15 protein-coding genes are annotated in these 20,449 nt (G+C 51.1%); 1 reads left to right on the forward strand and 14 read right to left on the reverse strand.

All coding sequences use genetic code 11. The features are described 5' to 3' along the window. Nucleotides 1–16 precede the first annotated feature (16 nt). Nucleotides 17–1,312 (reverse strand): hypothetical protein, encoded by a 1,296-nt coding sequence (locus AC0YOB_RS20645; protein ID WP_475794355.1) that lies wholly within the window; start codon nucleotides 1,310–1,312, stop codon nucleotides 17–19. Then, complete coding sequence (locus AC0YOB_RS20650; RefSeq protein ID WP_475794356.1) at nucleotides 1,305–2,510, reverse strand: DegT/DnrJ/EryC1/StrS family aminotransferase; 1,206 nt, start codon at nucleotides 2,508–2,510, stop codon at nucleotides 1,305–1,307. The genes AC0YOB_RS20645 and AC0YOB_RS20650 overlap by 8 nt, the downstream gene beginning before the upstream one ends. A gap of 216 nt (nucleotides 2,511–2,726) precedes the next feature. On the opposite strand from AC0YOB_RS20650, the gene AC0YOB_RS20655 reads away from it, so the two are divergent. Further along, on the forward strand, nucleotides 2,727–4,106 hold the full coding sequence (locus AC0YOB_RS20655; protein WP_475794357.1) for an extracellular solute-binding protein: 1,380 nt from the start codon (nucleotides 2,727–2,729) through the stop codon (nucleotides 4,104–4,106). Nucleotides 4,107–4,165: 59 nt separating this feature from the next. Here AC0YOB_RS20655 and AC0YOB_RS20660 read toward each other — a convergent pair whose 3' ends face one another. The 12 genes from AC0YOB_RS20660 to AC0YOB_RS20715 form a co-directional block, all read right to left on the reverse strand. Next, nucleotides 4,166–5,056, reverse strand: a complete 891-nt coding sequence (locus AC0YOB_RS20660; protein ID WP_210037903.1) for a carbohydrate ABC transporter permease — start codon at nucleotides 5,054–5,056, stop codon at nucleotides 4,166–4,168. Between the two features lie 12 nt (nucleotides 5,057–5,068). Next, nucleotides 5,069–6,025, reverse strand: coding sequence for an ABC transporter permease (locus tag AC0YOB_RS20665; protein WP_475768356.1), 957 nt, complete (start codon nucleotides 6,023–6,025; stop codon nucleotides 5,069–5,071). 30 nt (nucleotides 6,026–6,055) lie between these two features. Next, complete coding sequence (locus AC0YOB_RS20670) at nucleotides 6,056–7,651, reverse strand: type 2 periplasmic-binding domain-containing protein (protein ID WP_475794358.1); 1,596 nt, start codon at nucleotides 7,649–7,651, stop codon at nucleotides 6,056–6,058. A 121-nt stretch (nucleotides 7,652–7,772) separates the two neighbouring features. After that, nucleotides 7,773–9,008, reverse strand: coding sequence for a DegT/DnrJ/EryC1/StrS family aminotransferase (locus tag AC0YOB_RS20675; protein WP_475794359.1), 1,236 nt, complete (start codon nucleotides 9,006–9,008; stop codon nucleotides 7,773–7,775). 12 nt (nucleotides 9,009–9,020) lie between these two features. Then, the gene (locus AC0YOB_RS20680) at nucleotides 9,021–10,733 is read right to left on the reverse strand and encodes a polysaccharide deacetylase family protein (protein ID WP_475794360.1); all 1,713 of its coding nucleotides are present in this window, start codon (nucleotides 10,731–10,733) and stop codon (nucleotides 9,021–9,023) included. Nucleotides 10,734–10,772: 39 nt separating this feature from the next. Continuing rightward, complete coding sequence (locus tag AC0YOB_RS20685; RefSeq protein WP_475794361.1) at nucleotides 10,773–11,687, reverse strand: Gfo/Idh/MocA family oxidoreductase; 915 nt, start codon at nucleotides 11,685–11,687, stop codon at nucleotides 10,773–10,775. A gap of 321 nt (nucleotides 11,688–12,008) precedes the next feature. After that, the gene (locus AC0YOB_RS20690) at nucleotides 12,009–13,076 is read right to left on the reverse strand and encodes a tartrate dehydrogenase (protein ID WP_475794362.1); all 1,068 of its coding nucleotides are present in this window, start codon (nucleotides 13,074–13,076) and stop codon (nucleotides 12,009–12,011) included. A gap of 53 nt (nucleotides 13,077–13,129) precedes the next feature. Beyond that, nucleotides 13,130–15,439, reverse strand: coding sequence for a helix-turn-helix domain-containing protein (locus AC0YOB_RS20695; RefSeq protein WP_475794363.1), 2,310 nt, complete (start codon nucleotides 15,437–15,439; stop codon nucleotides 13,130–13,132). 200 nt (nucleotides 15,440–15,639) lie between these two features. Beyond that, a complete protein-coding gene (locus tag AC0YOB_RS20700) occupies nucleotides 15,640–16,551 on the reverse strand; it encodes a hypothetical protein (RefSeq protein WP_475794364.1) in 912 nt (303 codons plus the stop codon). A 91-nt stretch (nucleotides 16,552–16,642) separates the two neighbouring features. Beyond that, nucleotides 16,643–17,839, reverse strand: a complete 1,197-nt coding sequence (locus AC0YOB_RS20705; RefSeq protein ID WP_475794365.1) for a mandelate racemase/muconate lactonizing enzyme family protein — start codon at nucleotides 17,837–17,839, stop codon at nucleotides 16,643–16,645. 60 nt (nucleotides 17,840–17,899) lie between these two features. Continuing rightward, entirely contained in the window at nucleotides 17,900–19,444 is a 1,545-nt protein-coding gene (locus tag AC0YOB_RS20710; protein ID WP_475794366.1) for an extracellular solute-binding protein, read from the reverse strand. Nucleotides 19,445–19,512: 68 nt separating this feature from the next. After that, entirely contained in the window at nucleotides 19,513–20,403 is an 891-nt protein-coding gene (locus tag AC0YOB_RS20715) for a hypothetical protein (protein WP_475794367.1), read from the reverse strand. Between the last annotated feature and the right edge of the window lie 46 nt (nucleotides 20,404–20,449).

The raw sequence follows: 20,449 nt of genomic DNA on the forward strand, positions 1-20,449 counted from the left end.
CACAGCAAGGTTCCCCCTATAATCGTGATATTCCCCTTTGCAGCAGTAAAGCAGCACCCCCCTTGACCAATTGCTCCACGGAATGCGTGAAAGGCGATGGCAATCCGAAGTAATAGCCGGATTCCTCGGACTCGTATCCGCCTTCTCTGAGCTGACTCTCTGTAGGCAAATAGCCGATCATGCCGTTGCTGTACGGCAGCGGCAGAACTCCGCCGGCAAGCGATTTTGCGAATAATCCGTATTCGACGACGGTTTCGGCATTAATGGCGAGCAGAGACAATCCCTGAGCGAGATTCAGGCAACTGAGCTCTAACGGTATAGAAGGCAGAAGCCGTTCCGGATAAGACAGAAGCAGCCTGCTCCATTCTCCGGATATGCCTCCACGGGCTGCCTCGTTTTGCAAATCTTCGATACCGGGCACGCGCTGAAACGGCAGCGCAATTGTCAGGCGCTCCGAACGAATGGATGAGCATGGCAGCACCTCCATCGGGGATTCAAGAACATGTATCACCTCATCAGCCAGCGTGCGGCCCAGCTCCACTATGTCTGTCGTGTCTCCCCGGTAAAATTGGGCGTCACGAATGAGTGCCGGACGAATATCGCCGCAGCAGCCCTGCAGGAAAGAGGCGGCGGCTCCTTCTCCGATTGCGCGTTCCACTATCTCCATGGCAACACCGGGAAACTCGGAGGTGACGCTGTTGTCTCCCGTAGTGGTAGGATGGCATGCGTAATGGAACCATACCCCTGCCGCCTTCCCTGAAGATGCACGAAACCGGATCACAACGACTTCCGGATCGGAAGGTCCTTCCGGGTTTGGCGCCATCGTCATCTTCACTCCGTTTCGCCGCCGGCGATGGATACCGATGCGGCACACTCCGCTTCCGCGCTCGATGGTCACGGGCTCCAACCGTCCGAAGGCTTCTGCAATGCCGTCCATCAGCTTCATTTCCAGCAAGCGTATATACCGGACATCGGGAAGACCGAGCGATGGTGTGAAAAGGCAGCTCGTTTGCGGACCGAAGTGGGTATGGCTTGCATGCAGAATGACGGACGATTCCGGCAAGCCCCAACGCTCCCGTATGGCCAGAGCGAGCTTGGAGACCCGTTCGGAGCCCCACCAGATCAAATCGGCTTGAACGACCAGTGCCCGCTCCGGTTCAAGACCGGCGGCACCCCCGTTTTCGAACAGCCAAACCTTGGCGAACAAGGGGCGGTCAATGGATTCGAATACGGAATGCCGGTGCGCGAACCCGGCCAGCGGCAGCGGTTCTTCCGGTGTAATATCAACCGTTACGACGCCCAGCCTAAGCATGTTCCCTCCCGGCCAGTATGGAATTCGTCACCTTCTTAACCGCCTTTGCAATATCGTACATATCCTGTTCCTCCGCCAGCAGAACGTTCTGGTGCAGCCAGAGTACTTCCTTCTCGCTCGCTCTTTCGCTTACCGGACAAGGCTGGATGCGGTGCTCGCCGGTCCACTTCTCAATCTCGCGGATAACCGCCTCATTGCGGTTCAAGGAAATATAGCCGTAACCGACCGGTATCCCCTCAGAGTTGATATGCCTGATTATCAGGCTCTTATCCATCGTAATCGCAGGTTCCAGCTTGAACATGTATAAATGATTGGCGTGGCGGGTGATCCGCGGATCCCTTCGAATCGTGCGAATGCCCTCTATCTCGTCAAGCAATTCCGTCAACAGCTTTCCGTTGCGCTCCCGCTTTGCCATCTGTTCGTCGAGTCTCGTCATTTGTCCAAGCAGCACGGCAGCTTGAAACTCGGTCATTCTCAGGTTCCAGCCGATATGCTCATGCTGGTACCAGGCGCCCTCGCGAATCCGGCCGACATTGGTCAGCGACCATGCCTGATCGGCAAGCGCCTTGTTATTCGTCAGGATAATACCGCCCTCTCCGGCATTAATGTTTTTACTTGACTGAAAGCTGAACGTCCCCATATCTCCGATGGTCCCGACACTGTTCCCCTCCCACTGTGCACCGACGGCTTGCGCCGAATCCTCGATCAGACGTATCCCATGACGGTCCGCAATTTCCCGCAGCCGCGTCATGTCCGAGGGTGCCCCCGCGAGATGAACGGTCAGGATCGCTTTTGTTTTCGGCGTAATCGCCTCTTCTACCCTTTCCGGATCAAGCAGCAGCGAATCCGGCTCTACATCGGCAAAAACAGGAATAGCGCCGAACATCAAGGCGGAAGTTGCCGTTGCAATAAACGTGTATGGCGGCATAATCACTTCGTCGCCAGGCTGTACCCCGGCAGCCTGCAGGGCAATCGTAATGCCGATCGTACCGTTCACGACAGTGACTGCATGCGATGCCCCATGATAAGCGGCGAACTGTTCCTCAAATTCAGGCAGCTTGATGCGCCCGACACCGCCCCATTTTCCCGAGTGCAGAACTTCCAGGAGATGGCGCTCCTCCTGTTCTCCGTAGATGGGCCATTCCGGGAACGGCGTTGTTCGAACAGGGCTTCCACCTTTGAATGCTAATGTCTCCATTTCCAAGTCCCCTTTCCTTATCATTTAAACATACGTATCATACCTGTATTATATGTGCATGCGCAAAACAGACCGCTCTTCGTGACCGATAATTGTAGGATTTATGACCGGTTTATTAACAACAATCTTACATCTGTATTTCACTTGTATTCTTTTTTTTGTTGCATTACAATATTGAAGTAATAAGCAGTTTAGACAGGGATAGGAGTCATTACATTGAGAAGAGAGAATGAATTCCGATATTTAACATTAGCCAATATTCTTCGTGAGCAAATCCATTCCGGCTTTATCAAGCCAGGAGAATTTCTTTTATCCGAGAATGAGCTTTGCAAGCATTACGGCATGAGCAGAACCTCTGTGCGCAAATCGCTGGATCAGCTTCTGCTGGAGAAGCTGATTGTCAAGAAGGTCGGACAAGGCACCATCGTCTCCCCTGACCTCGTTGTGGAGGCATCGCCCAATAAAGTTCTGCGCATTTTCACCACCTCGCCCTCCAACTTCTATGATCTATGCATGCCCCTGCTCATTGAGGCGTTTCAGAAGAGAAATCCGAATGTGGAAGTCAAGTGCATGAGCTTCTCTGGCGGCGATTTCTGGGACTCTATTAATACAAGCATGGATCTGGGCTTAAAGCCCGATCTTATACTCGTATCAGACCGCCAGTTCGGCGAAGCGGAAAATTTGGAACAATTTACGGATCTGCAGGACAAGCTTGGCGGCAGCCGGGAAGCCATTTACCCGAGATTATGGCAATCTTTCAGCGATTCGGGCAGGTTAAAGGCGCTGCCCGTTACTTTTTCCACCGTGTATCTTGCCTATAATCCGGATTTATTTCAGCGGTATGGCGTAACCGAACCTTCCCCATCCTGGACCCGTGATGATTTCCTGGAAGCCGCCGGGCAGCTGACTATGGACTTGAACGGCGATGGCATTAACGACGTATACGGTTTGTCCTTATCGTCATCCCTCAGCCGCTGGCCCGTCATTGCACTGCAGAATGGCGTGAATTTTAAGGCGATTGACAGCACGGACCCGATCCTGAATACTCTGAAATTCCTTCATCACCTGTTATACAAGCATCGCTCTGCGGCACTCTCACCCAGAAATGCGCTCAACTCCGAATCGTTCACGCGGGAGAAGGCGGCGATGGTCCTGACAACCTCGATAGAGCTTGCCGGCTGGAAGCATCAGACGATGCCTTTCACTCCTAAGATTGCCCCGCTGCCATTCGGGAAGCAAAAGAAGACCATGCTAATCGCCAATGTTCTCATGCTGCCCAAGAACAGCGAAGAACCGGAGTTGGCTCTGCAGTTTCTGCAAACAGCGGTAAGTCCGGAAGTTCAGGAGCAGTTGAGTGCGACAACGGGCTTTATTTCAGTCCGCAATCAGATTAATGAAGCGATATGGAGCCAACCTGGACTGGAGTCGCTCCATATCGATGACGACACGATCGAGAACAGCCTTTTTCTGTATGAAATCTTTGAAGATGCGCATCTCGTCGATGAGCTGGAAGCCGAAATGACCCTGTTCTGGGCCGGTATGGAGTCCGCTTCGGAATTGGCTGAGAGGATGAAGCTTATTTTAACGAAGCCATAATTCCATACGGATCCGACAGCTCCGGAGAAATTCTGCTGCTCCTGATGACAGTCTTTTTCTTATCCCTTAATCGAACCCAGCAGCATCCCTTTAACGAAATACCGCTGCAGGAACGGATAAATCACCAATACTGGAATGATAGCGACCACGACCGTTGCCATCTTGATTGTTTCCGGGGGCAGCGTTTGCAGCAGCATGGGGTTGGATATCGCAAGCTCCTGACTCACGTTGGGCGTCTGGATCATATTCCGCAGGACAACCTGTATCGGATACAGCGCCTTGTCGTTCAGATACATAATCCCCTGGAAATATGCGTTCCAATGGCCAACTCCGTAGAATAACCCGATCGTCGCCATAATAGGGGCTGACAGAGGCAGTACGATACGAAATAAGGTTCCGACATCGCCGCAGCCGTCCACCTTGGCCGCTTCTTCCACTTCGGCGGGCAAATTCTCAAAATAGGTTTTCATGATCAGCATATTAAAGGTAGAGACCAGACCGGGGATGATGAGCGCCCAGACCGTATTCATAAGGCCTGTTGCCCTTACGACCAGGTACAGCGGAATAAGGCCGCCGGAGAACAGCATCGTAAACACAATGACTATGAGGACGACATTCCGGCCGGGAATAAATTTCTTGGATAACGGATACGCCAGCAGGGTCGTTACGGCAAGATTGAGGAAGGTCCCGACTAACGTGATGAATATCGTAATTTTAAGTGCCTGCGGAACGGTCCGGCTTGAGAAAATCGCCTGAAAGGCCTCCAGCGTAAGCGAGGACGGCAGGATGATAAAGCCTCCGTTTCGCAGCACTTCCGAGTAAGGGGTAATCGATACGATAAACACATAGTACAGCGGAAAAAGAGTAAGGAAGCCGAAGATGCCAAGCAGCGCGTAGATTCCGGCATCTACGATCCGATCCGATTTCGATTTATACAGAGAATGGGACATACGTTCGACCTCCTACCAGATTCCCGATCCACCAAGTTTTTTGGCCATCCTGTTGGCTCCGATAATAAGGATGAAGCCGATCACGGATTTGAACAGATTCGTTGCGATGGCAATGCTGAACTCAAGCTCCTCGAGCCCACGGCGGAATACCCATGTATCGATAATGTCTCCAACCTCGTATACGCGCGCATTCAGAAAAATATAAATTTGTTCAAAGCCGGCATCCATGATATGGCCGATCCTCAGAATCAGCAGCAGCACGAATACGTCCCGGATTCCCGGCAGCGTGACATGCCACATCTGCCGCCATCTTCCTGCGCCGTCCACAACCGCGGCTTCATAAAGCTCCTGATTAATCGTAGCCAGCGCGGCAAGATAGATGATCGCTCCGAAGCCCGTATTTTTCCAGATGTCGGTAAGCAGAATGATTGGCCGGAAATATTCGTTGCTTGCCAGGTAATTGACCGCGTTCCCGCCCAGCTCGCGGGTATAGTAATTCACAATCCCGGAATCCTGGGCCAGGAAAGCAACAGCCAATCCGTATACGATTACCCAGGACAGAAAATAAGGGCCGTAAGTAACGGTTTGGATGAGCCGCTTAAACCATAGGATGCGTACCTCATTCAGCATGAGGGCCAGCAAGACGTCAGGCAGCATATTGAACAGGATCCTGTAGCAGCTGATCAGCAGTGTATTGCGAAGCAGTTCGTAGAAATCGGGTGTATGGAATATGATTCTGAAATTGTCCAGGCCCACCCACTCGCTGCCCAGGATCCCTTTACCCAGGCTGTAATCCTTGAACGCAATAATCATGCCTGCCATCGGGACGTAGTGATAAACCGCATAATAGAGCAAGCCTGGAACCATCATCAGATAAAACCAGCGGTATCGGTATAAGGCTCTTGCAATCCGATGGCGAATAGGTTCACTGCCCGCCGGGGAACGCCCGAGAGCCGCGTTTTGCTTCATCCGTGTATTCCCCCTCTGCGCTTGCGTGATTTACTTGATGACTCCGGCCTTTTTGATCTGTTCGGTGTAGGTATCGATCATTTGTTGACCGCCGTACTTTGTCATCAGCTCTTCCTCGTATTTCGGCCAGTTGGACGCATCCGGCTCATCGAACAGCACTTGTACCTGGTATTCCCTCATTTTTTTGCGGAAATCGGCAAGGTTGAAGCCAACTGGAGGAGCAACATTCGTTCCAATTGAAGGATACAGCTTATACGACTGAATCGTTTTGCTGATTTCACGGTCGCGGTCCGACAGTCTCTCATCGACGACTTCAAGTCCAAGCGGCTCATATTCCGGGTTATGCGAGTAGAAGAAACGATATACCTCCTGGAAATTACCCTGTTCAATGACATCCTTGCTGTACGCATCCAGGTCAGACTGCGTCACGGTAATCGTATTGCCAGCACGCGTATAATGTTTGCCCTCAATCCCGTAATTGATCAGCAGGAAGCCTTCCTCACTTGCCATCCAGTCCAGAATTTGCACCATCCGGTCGATCTTCGCAGGGTCTTTCTCTGCTGTTTCGCGGGAGAACATAAACGGCTGGTCAGGCAGGTTCTCCGTCCATGTGCCGGTTTGGGCAAAAGGATGGAACGGCATCCAATTAGCCTTGGGGTTTAAGGCTAACGTTTTGTTCTGGATACTCGTCGGCTCGCTGTCATAAGCGAATGATTTGCTGCCTCCGACAATAATGCCTGCTTTGCCGCCGACAGCCTTATCCACATTCTCGGTACCCTTGAGCAGGAACCAGTCCGGATCCACCGTGCCTTCCTTCATCATGTCCTTCACACCCTGCAGCACCTGCTCAACAGCCAGATCGCTTTGAACGTCAACATATTTGTTGTCCCGAACCATAAGCGCTCCGATCAATCCGTTCTCGATCCATTGGGGGAAATCAAAGGAGAGAGATGTGCCGTTCCCGACAGTCGTCAAACCATACGTATCGTTCTTGCCGTTCTGATCCGGATCATCGAATGTAAATGCGTGCATCACCTTCATCATTTCTTCATAGTTGGCCGGTATTTGCAGCTTCAGGTTATCCAGCCAATCCTGGCGGATATAATAGGATCGGTATACCTCACGGGGGAAAATAAGCGGGGCCCGTTCGAATTTCCCTTCGACTGCATAGCGTTCAAGCTCCGTCTCGCTGATCCATTTGAAATAGTTCGGCATTTTCTCAGGGGTCACAAACGGCGACATATCCGCGGTGACACCGTCCAGGATAAATTTCTGGGAAGCTACTCCCGTCGCCGTAAACAGGTCCGGGGTATCCCCCGAAGCGAGCAGAAGGCTGATCTTGCTGTCAAAGTCTGCGCCTGAAGGCAAGTACTGGATATTGAGATCGACATTGAATTTTTCTTCGATTGCTTGTCCGATAAAATCCGCATCCCCTTCAGGAAGCACAGCATCTCCCGATGAAGTGACAAACCAATTCAGCTGGAGGCGTTCATTATCGGAATCCTCCCCGGCAGCGGTTTCTTCACTCGCGGGATCGCCGCCGCTCTTGTCGGAAGAACAAGCACCAAGTATCAGGATAAATGTCAGCATTATGGCAAGCAATACATTCAGCTTCAACACTTTCATGAATCGGGACCTCCTTCACGTCAATATAACTAACACATAAAATACGATATATGTATCGTACCTGTATTATATTCTGATAAAAAAACAAACGTCAACTATAATTTTGAGAGTGTAATCGCTGTCAATTCTTTTGGTAATGATCGGATACCTTATGGACTGCTTTTATGATGTCATTGATATCCGAATCTGTGTAATATTCATTCACATTGATCCGAACGGCCGTCCTCAATATCTCCTCCGCATTCGGACATAATCCCCGATCATAGGTAATGCCGGTTATATCGAAAGGAAAAGGGCTGCCAGGATACGCACTCCGCTGTTGAAACATCGGCTGCATATAGACGACATCCGGAATATAGCCGGCGCTGCACGGAATTCCTTCCGCAGCAAGCGCCTCACTGAACTCGTTTCGGCTGCAGTCCAGCTCTTCTTCGTTCACCCGAAGCATATAAAACCAGAATGTGCTTGTATTGCCCTCTACAACGCAATGAGGGGAGATACCCCGGATCCCTTCGATTCCGGCGCTGATCTGGTTGCCGTAATCGGTTCGCTGCCCGCAGATCCAGCTGAGCTTCTTCAGCTGGGCGATGCCGACCGCCCCTTGAAGTTCCGTCATCCGGTAATTGGGTGCAAGAGTCTGGAGATCCCGCATGACGCTGCTCCCAAAACGCCGATAGTTCTTGTCTGCGAATGCATGAACCGTGTGATAATCCTCCTCTTCTCCCGAATTGACCGTAACCATGCCTCCGTCACCGGTTGAGATATGCTTGAAATCATTGGTGCTGAAGCAGCCGTAGTCGCCGATTGTACCCGCAAGCCTTCCCTTGTACCGGCTCAGGTAGCTTTGGGCGCAGTCTTCGATCACCTTAAGCTGATGCCGTGCGGCAATGTCCATGATCGCATCCATATCGCAAGGATTTCCGGCTAGGTGGACAACGACAATCGCCTTTGTCCTGCCTGTAATCCGGGCCTCCACGGACGCAGGATCCATATTGTAGGTATGCGGCTCGAGATCGGCAAATACGGGAATCGCATTCTGATACAGAATTCCAACCAGTGTTCCCTGGTCCGTGATCGGACTTGTAATAACTTCATCCCCTAAGGTAACGCCGGCCGCCCCCAAAGCGATATGAATGGCTCCCGTCCCCGACGAAGCGGCAACGCTGTAGTTCACTCCATAGATATGGTTGAAGTCGCGGAGAAACTGCTTCACTTTGCCGCCGAAGTGATAGAATAGCGTATTCTGCTGCAAGGCTTCCATTAATTCCTTCGCTTCCTCGATTCCAAATCGCTGTCCGCTGCCGAACGGCCCGCTCTTCACTTTCGGACCGCCGTGAATAGCCAATTGGTCTTCCATTTTGAAAACCTCCTATAAGGACAGATTCCTTGCTGAACGGTTGAGCACCGTCTTCCTGCATGGCACACCGAAACGTTCTACCACATTAGGTCCTGCTTCCGTAATTGGCATCGGCAGATAGACGATAATCCCGTAGATCCCCTCTGTACCGCTTGCCATGATCTCTCCCTGCTCCCCAATTCCGTCGATCCTTATCCCCCGGCGTGAACGCTCCCAATTGTTGATTTGCTCCGACGTCCAGAACTGGAACCCCCTCTTGACGGCTTCGGCGACCACCTTCCGCAGCGCATCCGTCACTGCAGGCTGCTGATGGATATGGACCTGGTGGAAGAGAAAATGCGCTGCTCCCTCCACCTTCGCGGTTTGCTCCAGGAAAGGGATCACGACGCTGGAATCCGCCAAGTTGACATGATCCAGATCCTGAGTCAGGAAACTGATTTCCAGCACGTCATACAAACGGTTATGCCGATCGAACCAGGCGATGGGAAAATAGGGATGGCAGGTTCCGAACAGGAAACCGATGTTGCCTTTTTTACTTGGACCCCTCGTTTGATCCGCCTGTATACCGTTCTTTTCGCACCATTCAAACAGCTCTCCCCAGCCTTCATACCTGGTATAGTGATTTTTGTTCGAGGTGACAGCATGCAGGCCTGTTGCCTGCTTCAACCATTCGAACTGCCGGTCGAATTCGTCCTCGCTCCACTTCCCATTCTGGATATCGAGCGCATTATAATGAAAGGCGAGTTCATGTCCATCGCGTTTGACACGCTCATAGACAGCAGAATGATACCCTGGCTCAATCATGCACCAGGTCGAATGAATCCCGCATTCCTTCAGGACATCCAGTGTAGTGTCAGCAGTCTCGTCGATATTAAGGTCGCTGTCATGTGAAATGGCCGCTACACATTGAACGCCGTCCGGCCAGTAGCCGATTACAGGAATCGTCAATCCTTTACCGGTCACAATTTGCAACAGATGCGCAATCAGATGCTCCCTCCAGATGTCTGCGTAAGGAAAAGCAAAATAAGGGGCGCCCGTCTCCGTATAGAGACGATCCAGCTCCCAATCCATTCCGCAGCGGTCATCCGCCTTCAAGATCCCTTCATCTACGCTGCCCGTTCCGTCTTTGGCCGGAATGCCGTCGTGAAGCACCGGGCTTGTTCCCTGCTGGAACATCACGACCGTCTTCGGAATGTTGACGGACCAGCGGTCTATCCTGCCCCTTCCGATAGTGAATTGCAGAAGTGCAGCGCCTGCCTCCGCTCCGTCCGGTGTATCGATACGCAGCGTTCCGGATGCCTGGGCACAATAGGCGACGGAAGTTTCGCCAATCTCCCACGGCTTGGCGCTTAAATACCGCAGAGGCACATCACCGAACGCTCCTTGCCGGTTCGGATCCGTATAGCCAACCGCCAATTCCCGCTGCTCGAAGCAGCCGAGCCTGACGGCAAGCCGGTTCAAGCCCCCGTATGAAATAACAGTACCGCCTTGTTCCGAATATGCCCAAATCGCTTCTTCCGTCTCCGGATCTTCCTCTGCTAAGGCGATGATTAATACATCCGGATCGTACTGCTGAATATCCCCTACCCGATTTATCCATTGAAAAGGCAATCCTGCATGTGCCAACAGCTCACCGATATACGATTCGAATACGTTAATGCCGTAACGGTGGCGGCGCCGGGCAGCCTGTTGATCCGACAGCACGCCTATTCTAGCCATTCTCATGCGCTTGCTCCGCATCCCTTCATGTTTAAATTGTTGTCTTCAAGCGGAAAGCCTGATGGTTCTGCCGCTGCTCCGGCTGATGTTGGCCGCTTCGATAAAGCGGATGATTTCAAGCGTTTCCTCCAGAACGATCGGCGATTTTCCGGAACGGAACATCGCCATGATTTGTTCCAGCAAGCTGGCATAATAAGGTTTTTTCTGCGCATACACATCAATGAAGCTCGAGCTATCCATTCGATGGATAACGGCTCCGAATTGCGAATTGCCCTTTCGGTTGCCGCGTATGGTTCCTATACGTCCATCCTTCCAAACGCCAACGATAAGGTCATGATGTTCATTCGTCACCGCGCTTACTTGAACGCAGCCCGATCCCATGGCCGCAAACAGCATCTCCGCCGTATGGATGCCATACCAGAACAGGCCCGGCTGAGTCGGCTCCAACGCCATTGGACCATAGCAGTCCATGCCCATGATGGACTCCTTCCCGGAGTTCTCCAAATCAGCCGTCAACCCTTCCGCATACCGGAGCGCGGAGCAGCTCATAAGCGGAACCTGATATTGTTTCGCTGCTGCAGCGATAGTTTCCGCATCCGCCAAGGAAATCGCAAAAGGCTTATCGATAAATACCGGTTTACCGTAAGGCGCGACCTTCATGAACTGTTCCCGATGAACCCTGCCATCGACGGACTCAAGCAGAATGGCGTCACTTACGGCGGCCACCTCTTCGATGGTGTCCTTCATTTCAACCCCGTATGTTCCGGACAGGTCTTCTGTAAATCCTTCAACTCTGGAACGGCTTAATTCAAAGTCAGGTGAACCTCCGGGAAAAGCGGTGACAATCCTGCCTCCAGGAACATGGTAAGGATGATCGATTTTGTGAAGCATCTCGGTAAAGGCTGTTACATGCGAAGTATCCAATCCGATCATGCCGATCTTCAATGTTGAATCGCTCAAGCTTCCTCCTCCTGATCCTTTTTATAGATACTTTTTAAAGATACTTGTTATATACCTGTATTATAAATTTACATTACTGGCATTTCATCTTCCTGTCAATTCTTTTTTCGGCAATTCCATCCTGAGAAAACACCAAAATCAGCTCCCAAGAATAATGGCCGCATTTACAATTGACGTTGACAAATACCTCTCTTTTATGTAGTGGACTTCAGCTCGCGTTATGTAAAAAAAAGCGTAACCGTCTAACTTCAACCTTTCGGTTGACGGTTAGATGATTACGCCTTTTTACGAATTCGGATATATTTCAACCAGCTGCTTATTCTATGATCCCTTCTTATTTAACAGGTGATCCAGAATGGATTGTGTAACCTCATTGGTGGTCGCATTGCCGCCAAGGTCCGGGGTCTTCACACCCGCCTCCAGCGTATCTTCAATGGCAGCCAGCACAAGCTCCCCGATTTCCTTATATCCAAGAAAATCCAGCATCATTTTGGCGGTCCAAATTTGTCCTATCGGATTGGCCAGCTCTTTGCCGGCAATGTCCGGTGCTGACCCGTGGACAGGCTCAAACATCGAAGGATATTCCCGCTCCAGATTCAAATTCGCGGCAGGAGCAATTCCAATACTGCCCATAATGGCTCCGCCGAGGTCCGTTAATATATCCCCGAATAAATTGGATGCAACGATAACATCAAAAATTTGAGGCTTCATCACGAAAAAGGCAGCTAAGGCATCGATATGAATCGCTGAAGTCGAAATATCAGGATAGGCTGTACAAACTCCCTTGAACACATCGTCCCAAAACGGCATGCTGTAGGTGATTCCATTCGATTTGGTAGCGCTCGTCACATGGCCCTTACGGTCCTTGGCCAATTCGAATGCATGATTCATCACACGCTCCGTAGCCTTCCGTGTAAAAACAGCGTTTTGAATGGCCATTTCATCCGGACCGCGATGAATCCGCCCTCCGATTTCCGAATATTCACCCTCGGAATTCTCCCGGACTACGACCAGATCGAAGTCCTTGGGTTCCCTGAGCGGGGAACGCAGCCCGCGCAGCAGCTTGGCCGGACGAACGTTAACGGCCTGCTTCATCTCCCGGCGGATCTGGATGAGCAAGCCCCAGAGCGAAATATGGTCCTGTACCAGATCGGGCATGCCGACGGCTCCGAGAAAAATCTGATCGAAGCTGCGTAAGGTCGATATGCCATCGGACGGCATCATCCGACCATGCTCCAAATAGTATTCGCAGCTCCATGGAAATTCCGTCCATTTAAAAGCCAGCCCGCCATCAATCTGCGCAGCTGCCTCCAGCACTCTCAAAGCGGCAGGTACAACCTCCTTGCCGATTCCATCCCCCGGAATGACGGCAATCTCATAACTGTTCATCCTCGATTCCTCCACGCAATCGTATCGTTCCGTTTGAGTGCGAAACGTTCTCCTCAAAGCTTCTGGCCATTACACAGCTTATCGATGTATTCATCGCGATAGGTTCCGGGCGTCATCCCCACCAGCCTCCGGAAAGATCGGATAAAGTTCTGCGAATTGTTGTATCGCAGCTTTCCCGCGATTTCAGATATTTTCATATCCGTATCCTCCAGCATTTCCTTTGCTCTATTTAACCGGTATTGCATCAGATAGTCGCTGAAGCTGATCCCCATCTCCTGCCTGAGCACCTTGCCGATATAGCTGGGATGATAATTAAGCAGGTTGGAGCACGATTCAAGGCTGATGTCGGTATCATAATGATCATGAATCATCTGCACCACCTCTTGGGAGATGGTTTGATATTTCGTTTTCCGCTGCTGTTCATACACGCATACCATAGGCTCGATAATCTGGGATTTAAACCAGTTCCGCACATCCTCAACCGATGCAAGCGCATACAACTGTTCCATGAGCGGCGGATCGCCTCCAAGCAGCTCGAAATGGGAGATGCCGCTGTCCTGCAGAAGCCTGATCAGATTGACAAAAAACCGCGTAACCGCAATTTGATAGTCGTTATAATTTTGATATTGACCGGAAATTTCCTCGAAGAAGGGATCCAGCAGCAGCCGGGTTTTTTCGCGGTCCGCCATCTTGACAGCATCAAATATTTGCCGTTCCAGCTCCTTCGGATATTCCGTAGTCACATTCTGGACCGGCTGCACGTCATCAATGTGAAGAATGGTCCGCTGTCCAAACAGCACCCTGTACTTCTGTGCATCCATCGCTTCCTTATAAGCTCTGTTGGCATCCTTGAGTCCGCCGTAAGACCTGCTGATTCCGATGCTGATCCGCAGCGACAAATAATTCTCAACCTCGTCCTGAACCTTTTTGGCAATCGCATACATATAGGTTCGGAATTCCTCTGTCGATTTCGGATCATCAAAGAGGAGCGTTACCTGAGAGGACTGCACGACAATGGGTACCAGCCGGTTATGCTGGGGTATAAGATCGCCTACCATATTGCTTATAGCAAAAAGCAGCAGCTCGCTGTCCCTTTCACTGTACCTTGTGCCTTTCAAGGTATCGATTTGGATCGTGAGCACAGCCATCCGTTTCCATTTGTTCAAGCCGATATTCAGATGCCCCAGCTTCTCATTGATTTCTGAAGCTTTCATATCCCCCCTTACCAGCTTGAGCACATAATACTCCTCCAGCTGCCGGATGTGGTTCTTGATTTGATCGGCCATCTGCACTTGAACATTGCGCATGCGCGTGAAGCCCTCATTGATCGTATGAAATTCATCAATCCGTCTACGTCCCTTGTCCTGGTTGGCAATTAGGGATTGGTACAGCCGTTGAATCGGAGCGTACATACGCTGTGAGCCGGTAAGAGAAAAAATAACCGCTATAAACAGCATTATAATACAGGTGGCCAGTATGATCCATCCCGTTCTTCTTGACTCAAAGCGGATCTGCTCAATGGGAATGACGGATATGTACACCCATCCATTGAACGAGGAGCGCTGGAACGCAACGCCAACCTGTTTATCGCCATATTGGGCTTCATATAATCCGGATGGCTCTTCCGATTTGCGCAGCCTGGCTATCAGCGTGTCAAGGCCCTCCCCTTCCATCTGCATGGTTTCGTTCTGGGTGGCCAGGACATGGTAGGACTCATCGAGAATAATAACTTCTCCCAGCGTATTGTTGTTGGACAAGTAGCTGCGCAGCTGCTTGCTGGGGATTTCGACAATAAACATGCCATCGGGGTTCTCGGAAAAAGCGGGAATTTTTTTAACCAGATTAATGGTGAGGCTTGGTTCAGTTGAGCTGCTGGCGTTATGGAGCAAACGCTCCTGACCGGCAATCCAGAACTTGTCATTGTTAATATTCAGATAGCCCGATATTTGTGAAGACTCCGAATCCGACAGCTTATTGAGTCCGCCGCTGTTTAATATCCAGTTCTTCTTTAAATTGATCAAGTGAATATCCTGTACGCCGACATCAAAGGTCTGGACCTGCGACATGGAGGTTAATATGTTTCGAACCAGAATAAATTGGGATGGAATAATGCCATTATCCAGCACTTCCATAACCAAGGTGCTGTCCGAGAGCCGCGCAATCTGAAGATCGAGCGTAACCAGCACCTGCTCCACGCGCAGTCGTGTCTGCTCCAGAATAAGAATGTTCCCTTCATTGACCTTTTCCTGAATCGTTCCAGAGGTTCTCGTGTAGAAAAACAGGCCAAGCAAAATAATTGGAAGCGTACTGACTCCAATTGTGAACACAATCATCTTTGTCAGATATCTGTTGATTTTAAACATGAGCAGCCACCACCTATTTATACAGCAGTAAAACCAACCTGTAAGCAATATGGATGATTGTTCTGTGCAGTTGTAATGACAGGATCGTTCTGTTGATTAATAAACGATGCTTCCTTCCCACCGCTGCATGGCCTTAACGGTTACTTGCAAGTGCCGGTTCATTTGCTTGAGGCTGGTTATCACTGCTGCGGGATAATAGGTTAAACCGACTGGCCGTCTCTGCCCTTCTTGCCTACATCCAATTGGTCCTTCAACGTTTCCTGGTCGATGATTCCCATGAAATAGGCGCTGGCACTCCGCAAATACCCGAAGCCCATTTTCACTGCCTGGGCATAATGGCTTGTCGGTTCTTCCGCGAAGGCCTTTTCAATTTCTTCTTGGGAAGGCTCCGCTCCCTGACGAAGCGCCTGGGACAGCCGGATAATCGCATCCTCTTCGTTATAGAAGTTGGTGTCCTTCACAAACCGCTGCAATTTGCCTTGGACCGGTGTCACCACCGCTTCCGCATAGCGGTCCAGTTGGATCGTCTGCTCCTGGTGCCTGGCATGCAGCTTTTCGAAAAAGATCTCCACATTGTCCGTATCGGGCGTAAACGTCTGCAGCCCGATAAGCGTACGCTGCCAAATAAAGCGGAACGTATCCGCCGCATCATTCACATTGACCGCCTGTGCCGCCTGCAGGCTTCCCATGCCGTTCTCGAAATTTGCCGTCCTGTACGGAAATGGCGTGCGGCTGTTGTTTTCGTATAATTTGTGGAAAATAAAGGCGTCATGATAAATGCTGCAGTCCGTCGGGAACTCCCTCGATTCCGGTTCCGCCTCACGAAATACAACCTTCATCTGACGGTCAGCCGCGCGGTGGCACAGCCAGCCAAGAACAAAGGCCAGCTTATACCCTAATTGCTCCTCATCCTTGCGTTCCTCCCAGTTCGTCCGGTATTTCTCCAACAGCGGAATGGTAAATTTATCTCCGGAGCGCGTTACGCTGCCGAATTGCGAGAACTGGATGTGGCTGCGGCCCGATTCTTTAAAGGCCTCACAGATCGTGTCCGATGCAAACATCAGATTAAAGCAGTCTTCTACTACCGCTGTGTGGGTGACATTCTCAGACATGTCTCATCCTCCGTCTATTCTTATTTTATAGCGGGCCTTCCATCTTGGACAGCAACAATCGTAACAAGGAACAATCCTTAGAGAATCATTTTTAAAACAAATACGCTCTGCGCAGTAAAGCATTAACCGTAGAATCGTCCATGCCCAAGCCCGGACCTGTCGGCGCTTTGATGATGCCGTCCTTGACCTCCATGTCCGGGAATAAGAAACCGGTCTGTTTAATGCCCGATTTATCCTCCTGGAACTTCCCGATATTCGGTATATACGAAGCATAATGAAGCACATATACATAACCGAAGCCGCCGGAGATATGCGGTGTGACCGGAATTCCTTTTAGAGCAGCCATTCTGGCTATCCGGGTGTTTCTTATGAAGCCTCCATTATACTGCAGGTCCGGCTGAACAACCTGAGCGGCATCGTTGTCGATGATCCATCTAAAGCGCCTGATGCTGGTTTCCTGTTCACCGAATGCCATGGGGATATCCAGAGTATCTGCAACCTCCTTCGTATCTTCCAGATGCTCGAAGGGACACGGCTCTTCATAGAAAAACGCATCGATCTCCTCCAGCATTTTTCCATATTTGATGGCTGCAGCAGGGTCATAGGAGCCGTTGCCGTCCGCGTGGATGGCGATACGGTCGCCAAAAACCTTCCGGGTCATATAGATGAGGCTTTCCGAGCGTCCTTTGATCGAATCCGCATTTTTGCTCATCCGGCCGCCCACCTTGAATTTCACTGCCTTGGCTCCTGTTTCCTCCATTCTTCCCTGGAGCACCTCAATTTCCTCTTCCGGCGTAGTTCCCCGGTTCCCGCTGGCAACGTAAATTGGAATTTCATTCCGTACGACCTCTCCCAGAAGAGCGCCAATGGGCTTGCCGCTTATCCTGCCGAGCATATCCAGCAGACTGGCTTCCACCCATGAGATGCAGCACCACAAAGCAAGACCCGAAAGCTTATAGTTGCTTTGGTGCACATAGACCCCTTCCAGCAGCTGCTCCAAATCCCGGGCATCCTTGCCGATAAAATACGGCAGAATCAGCTGCTTGAGAAGGGGATGCAAATATACCGCCCGCTCGCTGGCCACAGCCACCCCCTCGGAGCCGTCCCTTGAGCGGGATCTCAGGAAATATAACCCGTTGTTGAACAGCAGCTCCATCGATTCGATAATGACCGGTGAGCGCAGCTCATCCACCCTCAAGACCGCAGAATTTGCCGCCTCCTCCAGTTCTTCCGTGCTTACATGACTTCTGGCTTTGGTCAGGGAACCGTCCAGGTGCAAATATGACAAATCGCTATATAGCTTATTCAGGCTCTACCCCTCCTTAAATTTCGCGGCCGTGCATATGAGCTATTGCTTGTTCGGGTCGGCCTGATATTCCTTGTTCAGTTCCTCCAGCACTTTATCGCCGCCGGATTGCGTCCAGCTGTCAAGCGCTTGCTGCCAGCCCTTGCCGTCTATTTCACCCATGATATATTTAATCCGCGCGTCATTAATAATTTTATCAAGCTGTGTGCGTTTTTGATCATACGTGGACGAGCTGTAAGCCGCGGCCGGATTGACTACGAATATATCCGGAATGGCTGCCGCTTCTTTTTTGGCCGCTTTAAATTTTGCCGTGTACTTATCCAATGTGCCCTCCATGGCAAGCGACCCGTCGGCAACCTGCATAGCCTGCTGCATCTGTATTACCTCTGCCGCATACTTGGTGGCCTGCTCCGGCGTACGGGTCGCTTTCCCGTCTGCTACGGAATAGTGGACGCCTTCAATGCCCCATTCGAAAATATTTTGACCCTCTTTGGTGGAAAGCTTATCGAAGTATTGCAGAATCCGCCGCAAATCCGCTTCCGTCTTGACGGTTTGCTTCGGGATGACAAAGGCTCCCGACACGCCTGCATCCATCAGCAGCTTCTTCCCGTTTACGCCTTCAAGGATGCTTGAGGTGTCCATCTCAGCACTGGGATTAAGCTTGAACAGCTCGGTATGGCGGGCAACAAAGTCGTTGTCGCCCAATCGAAAGCCGAAGAGCCCTTTATTGCCGTTATCGATATTTTGCACCCGCTCCGTGATCGCGAAATCCTGATTGATCAGCTTTTCCTGATACAACCGTTTATACCAGTCCATGGCGTCAATATAAGCCTGGCTTTCATGGGCAGGCACGATTTTGTTGTCTTTGACTTCCCATACGTTTCCGCCGCCCATTGCCGCCAAGATGAACTTGAAGCCGCGAAGGCCTTTCTCTTCGGCAAGACCGATGGTATCCGCCTTTCCGTTGCCGTCCGGATCCTGGGTTGCAAACGCCTTGATCACTTCATACATTTCATCGAGCGTGGCCGGCGGCTTCAAGCCAAGCTTGTTCAGCCAATCCGTACGATAAATCATGCCATCGCCGACCAGCGAGCGGGCGCGGTTGATCGTATAGGCTTTACCTCCGACCATGGTGCTTTTCAAAACCTCCGGGTTCAGCGCTTTCTCCAGATCAGGATAATCCTTGAGATAAGCCCCGATTTCCCAAAACTGATCGGATTTCATGGCGGATTTAATATGGGACGGGGTCGGGGAACCAACGAGCAGAACCATCGGCAGTTGACCTGAAGCTATAGTGGCATTTACCTTTTCATCGTAAGTGCCGTTGGGAACCCATTGAATTTGCAAATCGGTGTTGGTCAGCTTTTCTACGGCGGTAATGATCGGGTCGTTTTCTTTGGGCGGCTCGGATAATACAGACAAATTCATCATGGTAATAACAAACGGCTTCTCCTCATTCGCAGGCGTGTTCCCCTGCGGCTTATCGGATGCCGAGGGACCTGGGCTGCTGCAGCCGGCTAACGCCGCAGTGACTAAGAGACTTCCGGCAAGACTGAGCAAGTACTTTGATTTCCATTGAATGGACATGTAATGAACCCCCCATGGTTTTTTGGATTAAACCGCAAGCCCGTATCCACGCTGCGTGACCTTTTTCGCTAGACAGCCAAAAGCTTGTTCAATTTATTCGATTCAATCCCGCCTGAGAAGAACACGCTGGCATTGCGCAGGTTGCCGAGGCCCTCCTTCAAGGCCTTCGCATAGCTGCTCCCCGGCTCGGCTGCTAATGCCGCTTCGATCGTTTCCTGTGACGGCTTCCTCCCCTGCCGGACAGCTTGAGCCAGTTGAATAATCGCATCCTCGTCGTCATAGAAGTTCGTATCCGTCACAAGCTGCTGCACCTTCGCCGGGTCCGGGTTCATTACAGCTTCCGCATAGCGGTCCATATATGCAGCCCGTTCCTGATAGTTGGCATGCAGCCTGTCGAGCCAGACTTCAATATCTTCAACGTCCGGAACGAAGGTATGCATCTCAATGAGAAGGCGCTGCTGTATCACCTGAAACAATTCCTGTACATCCCCGCTGCTGATGGAAGCTGAGGCAGGCAGGCTTTTGGCCTTTTTATCGTATGCCTCTGTTCTGTAGGGTTCAGGCGTATTGCTGTTATTCACGTACAAGCGGTGGAAAAGAAAAGCGTCACGGTACATTCCGGATTCTGCCGATTCCGGCTTCAGGTGATGCTCGGCAGCCCTGTGGCATAACCAGCCAAGAACAAACGCCAGGATGGATTCCGGTTTGGTTTTGGGTACAAGCGGGGCAGACCTGAAGCCGATTTCCTCTTCAGGCCTCTTATGGGAGTCCCAGTTATCACGGTATTTCTCCAATAGTTGGACCGGAAAGCCCGCGGTGATGTCTGTTACGCTGCCGAACTGGGCAAAATTCTCATGGCCTTGGACCACCTCTTTAAAAGCTTCGCAGATTTGATCCGATACCAGCATAATGGCAAGACAATCCTCGATTAAGGCTGTTTGAGTTACGCTCTCTGACATGTCTCATCCTCCGTTTCAAAATTGGCTATTGGTCACTGCTTTACCG

This window comes from Paenibacillus sp. JT31N17 (assembly GCF_056269255.1).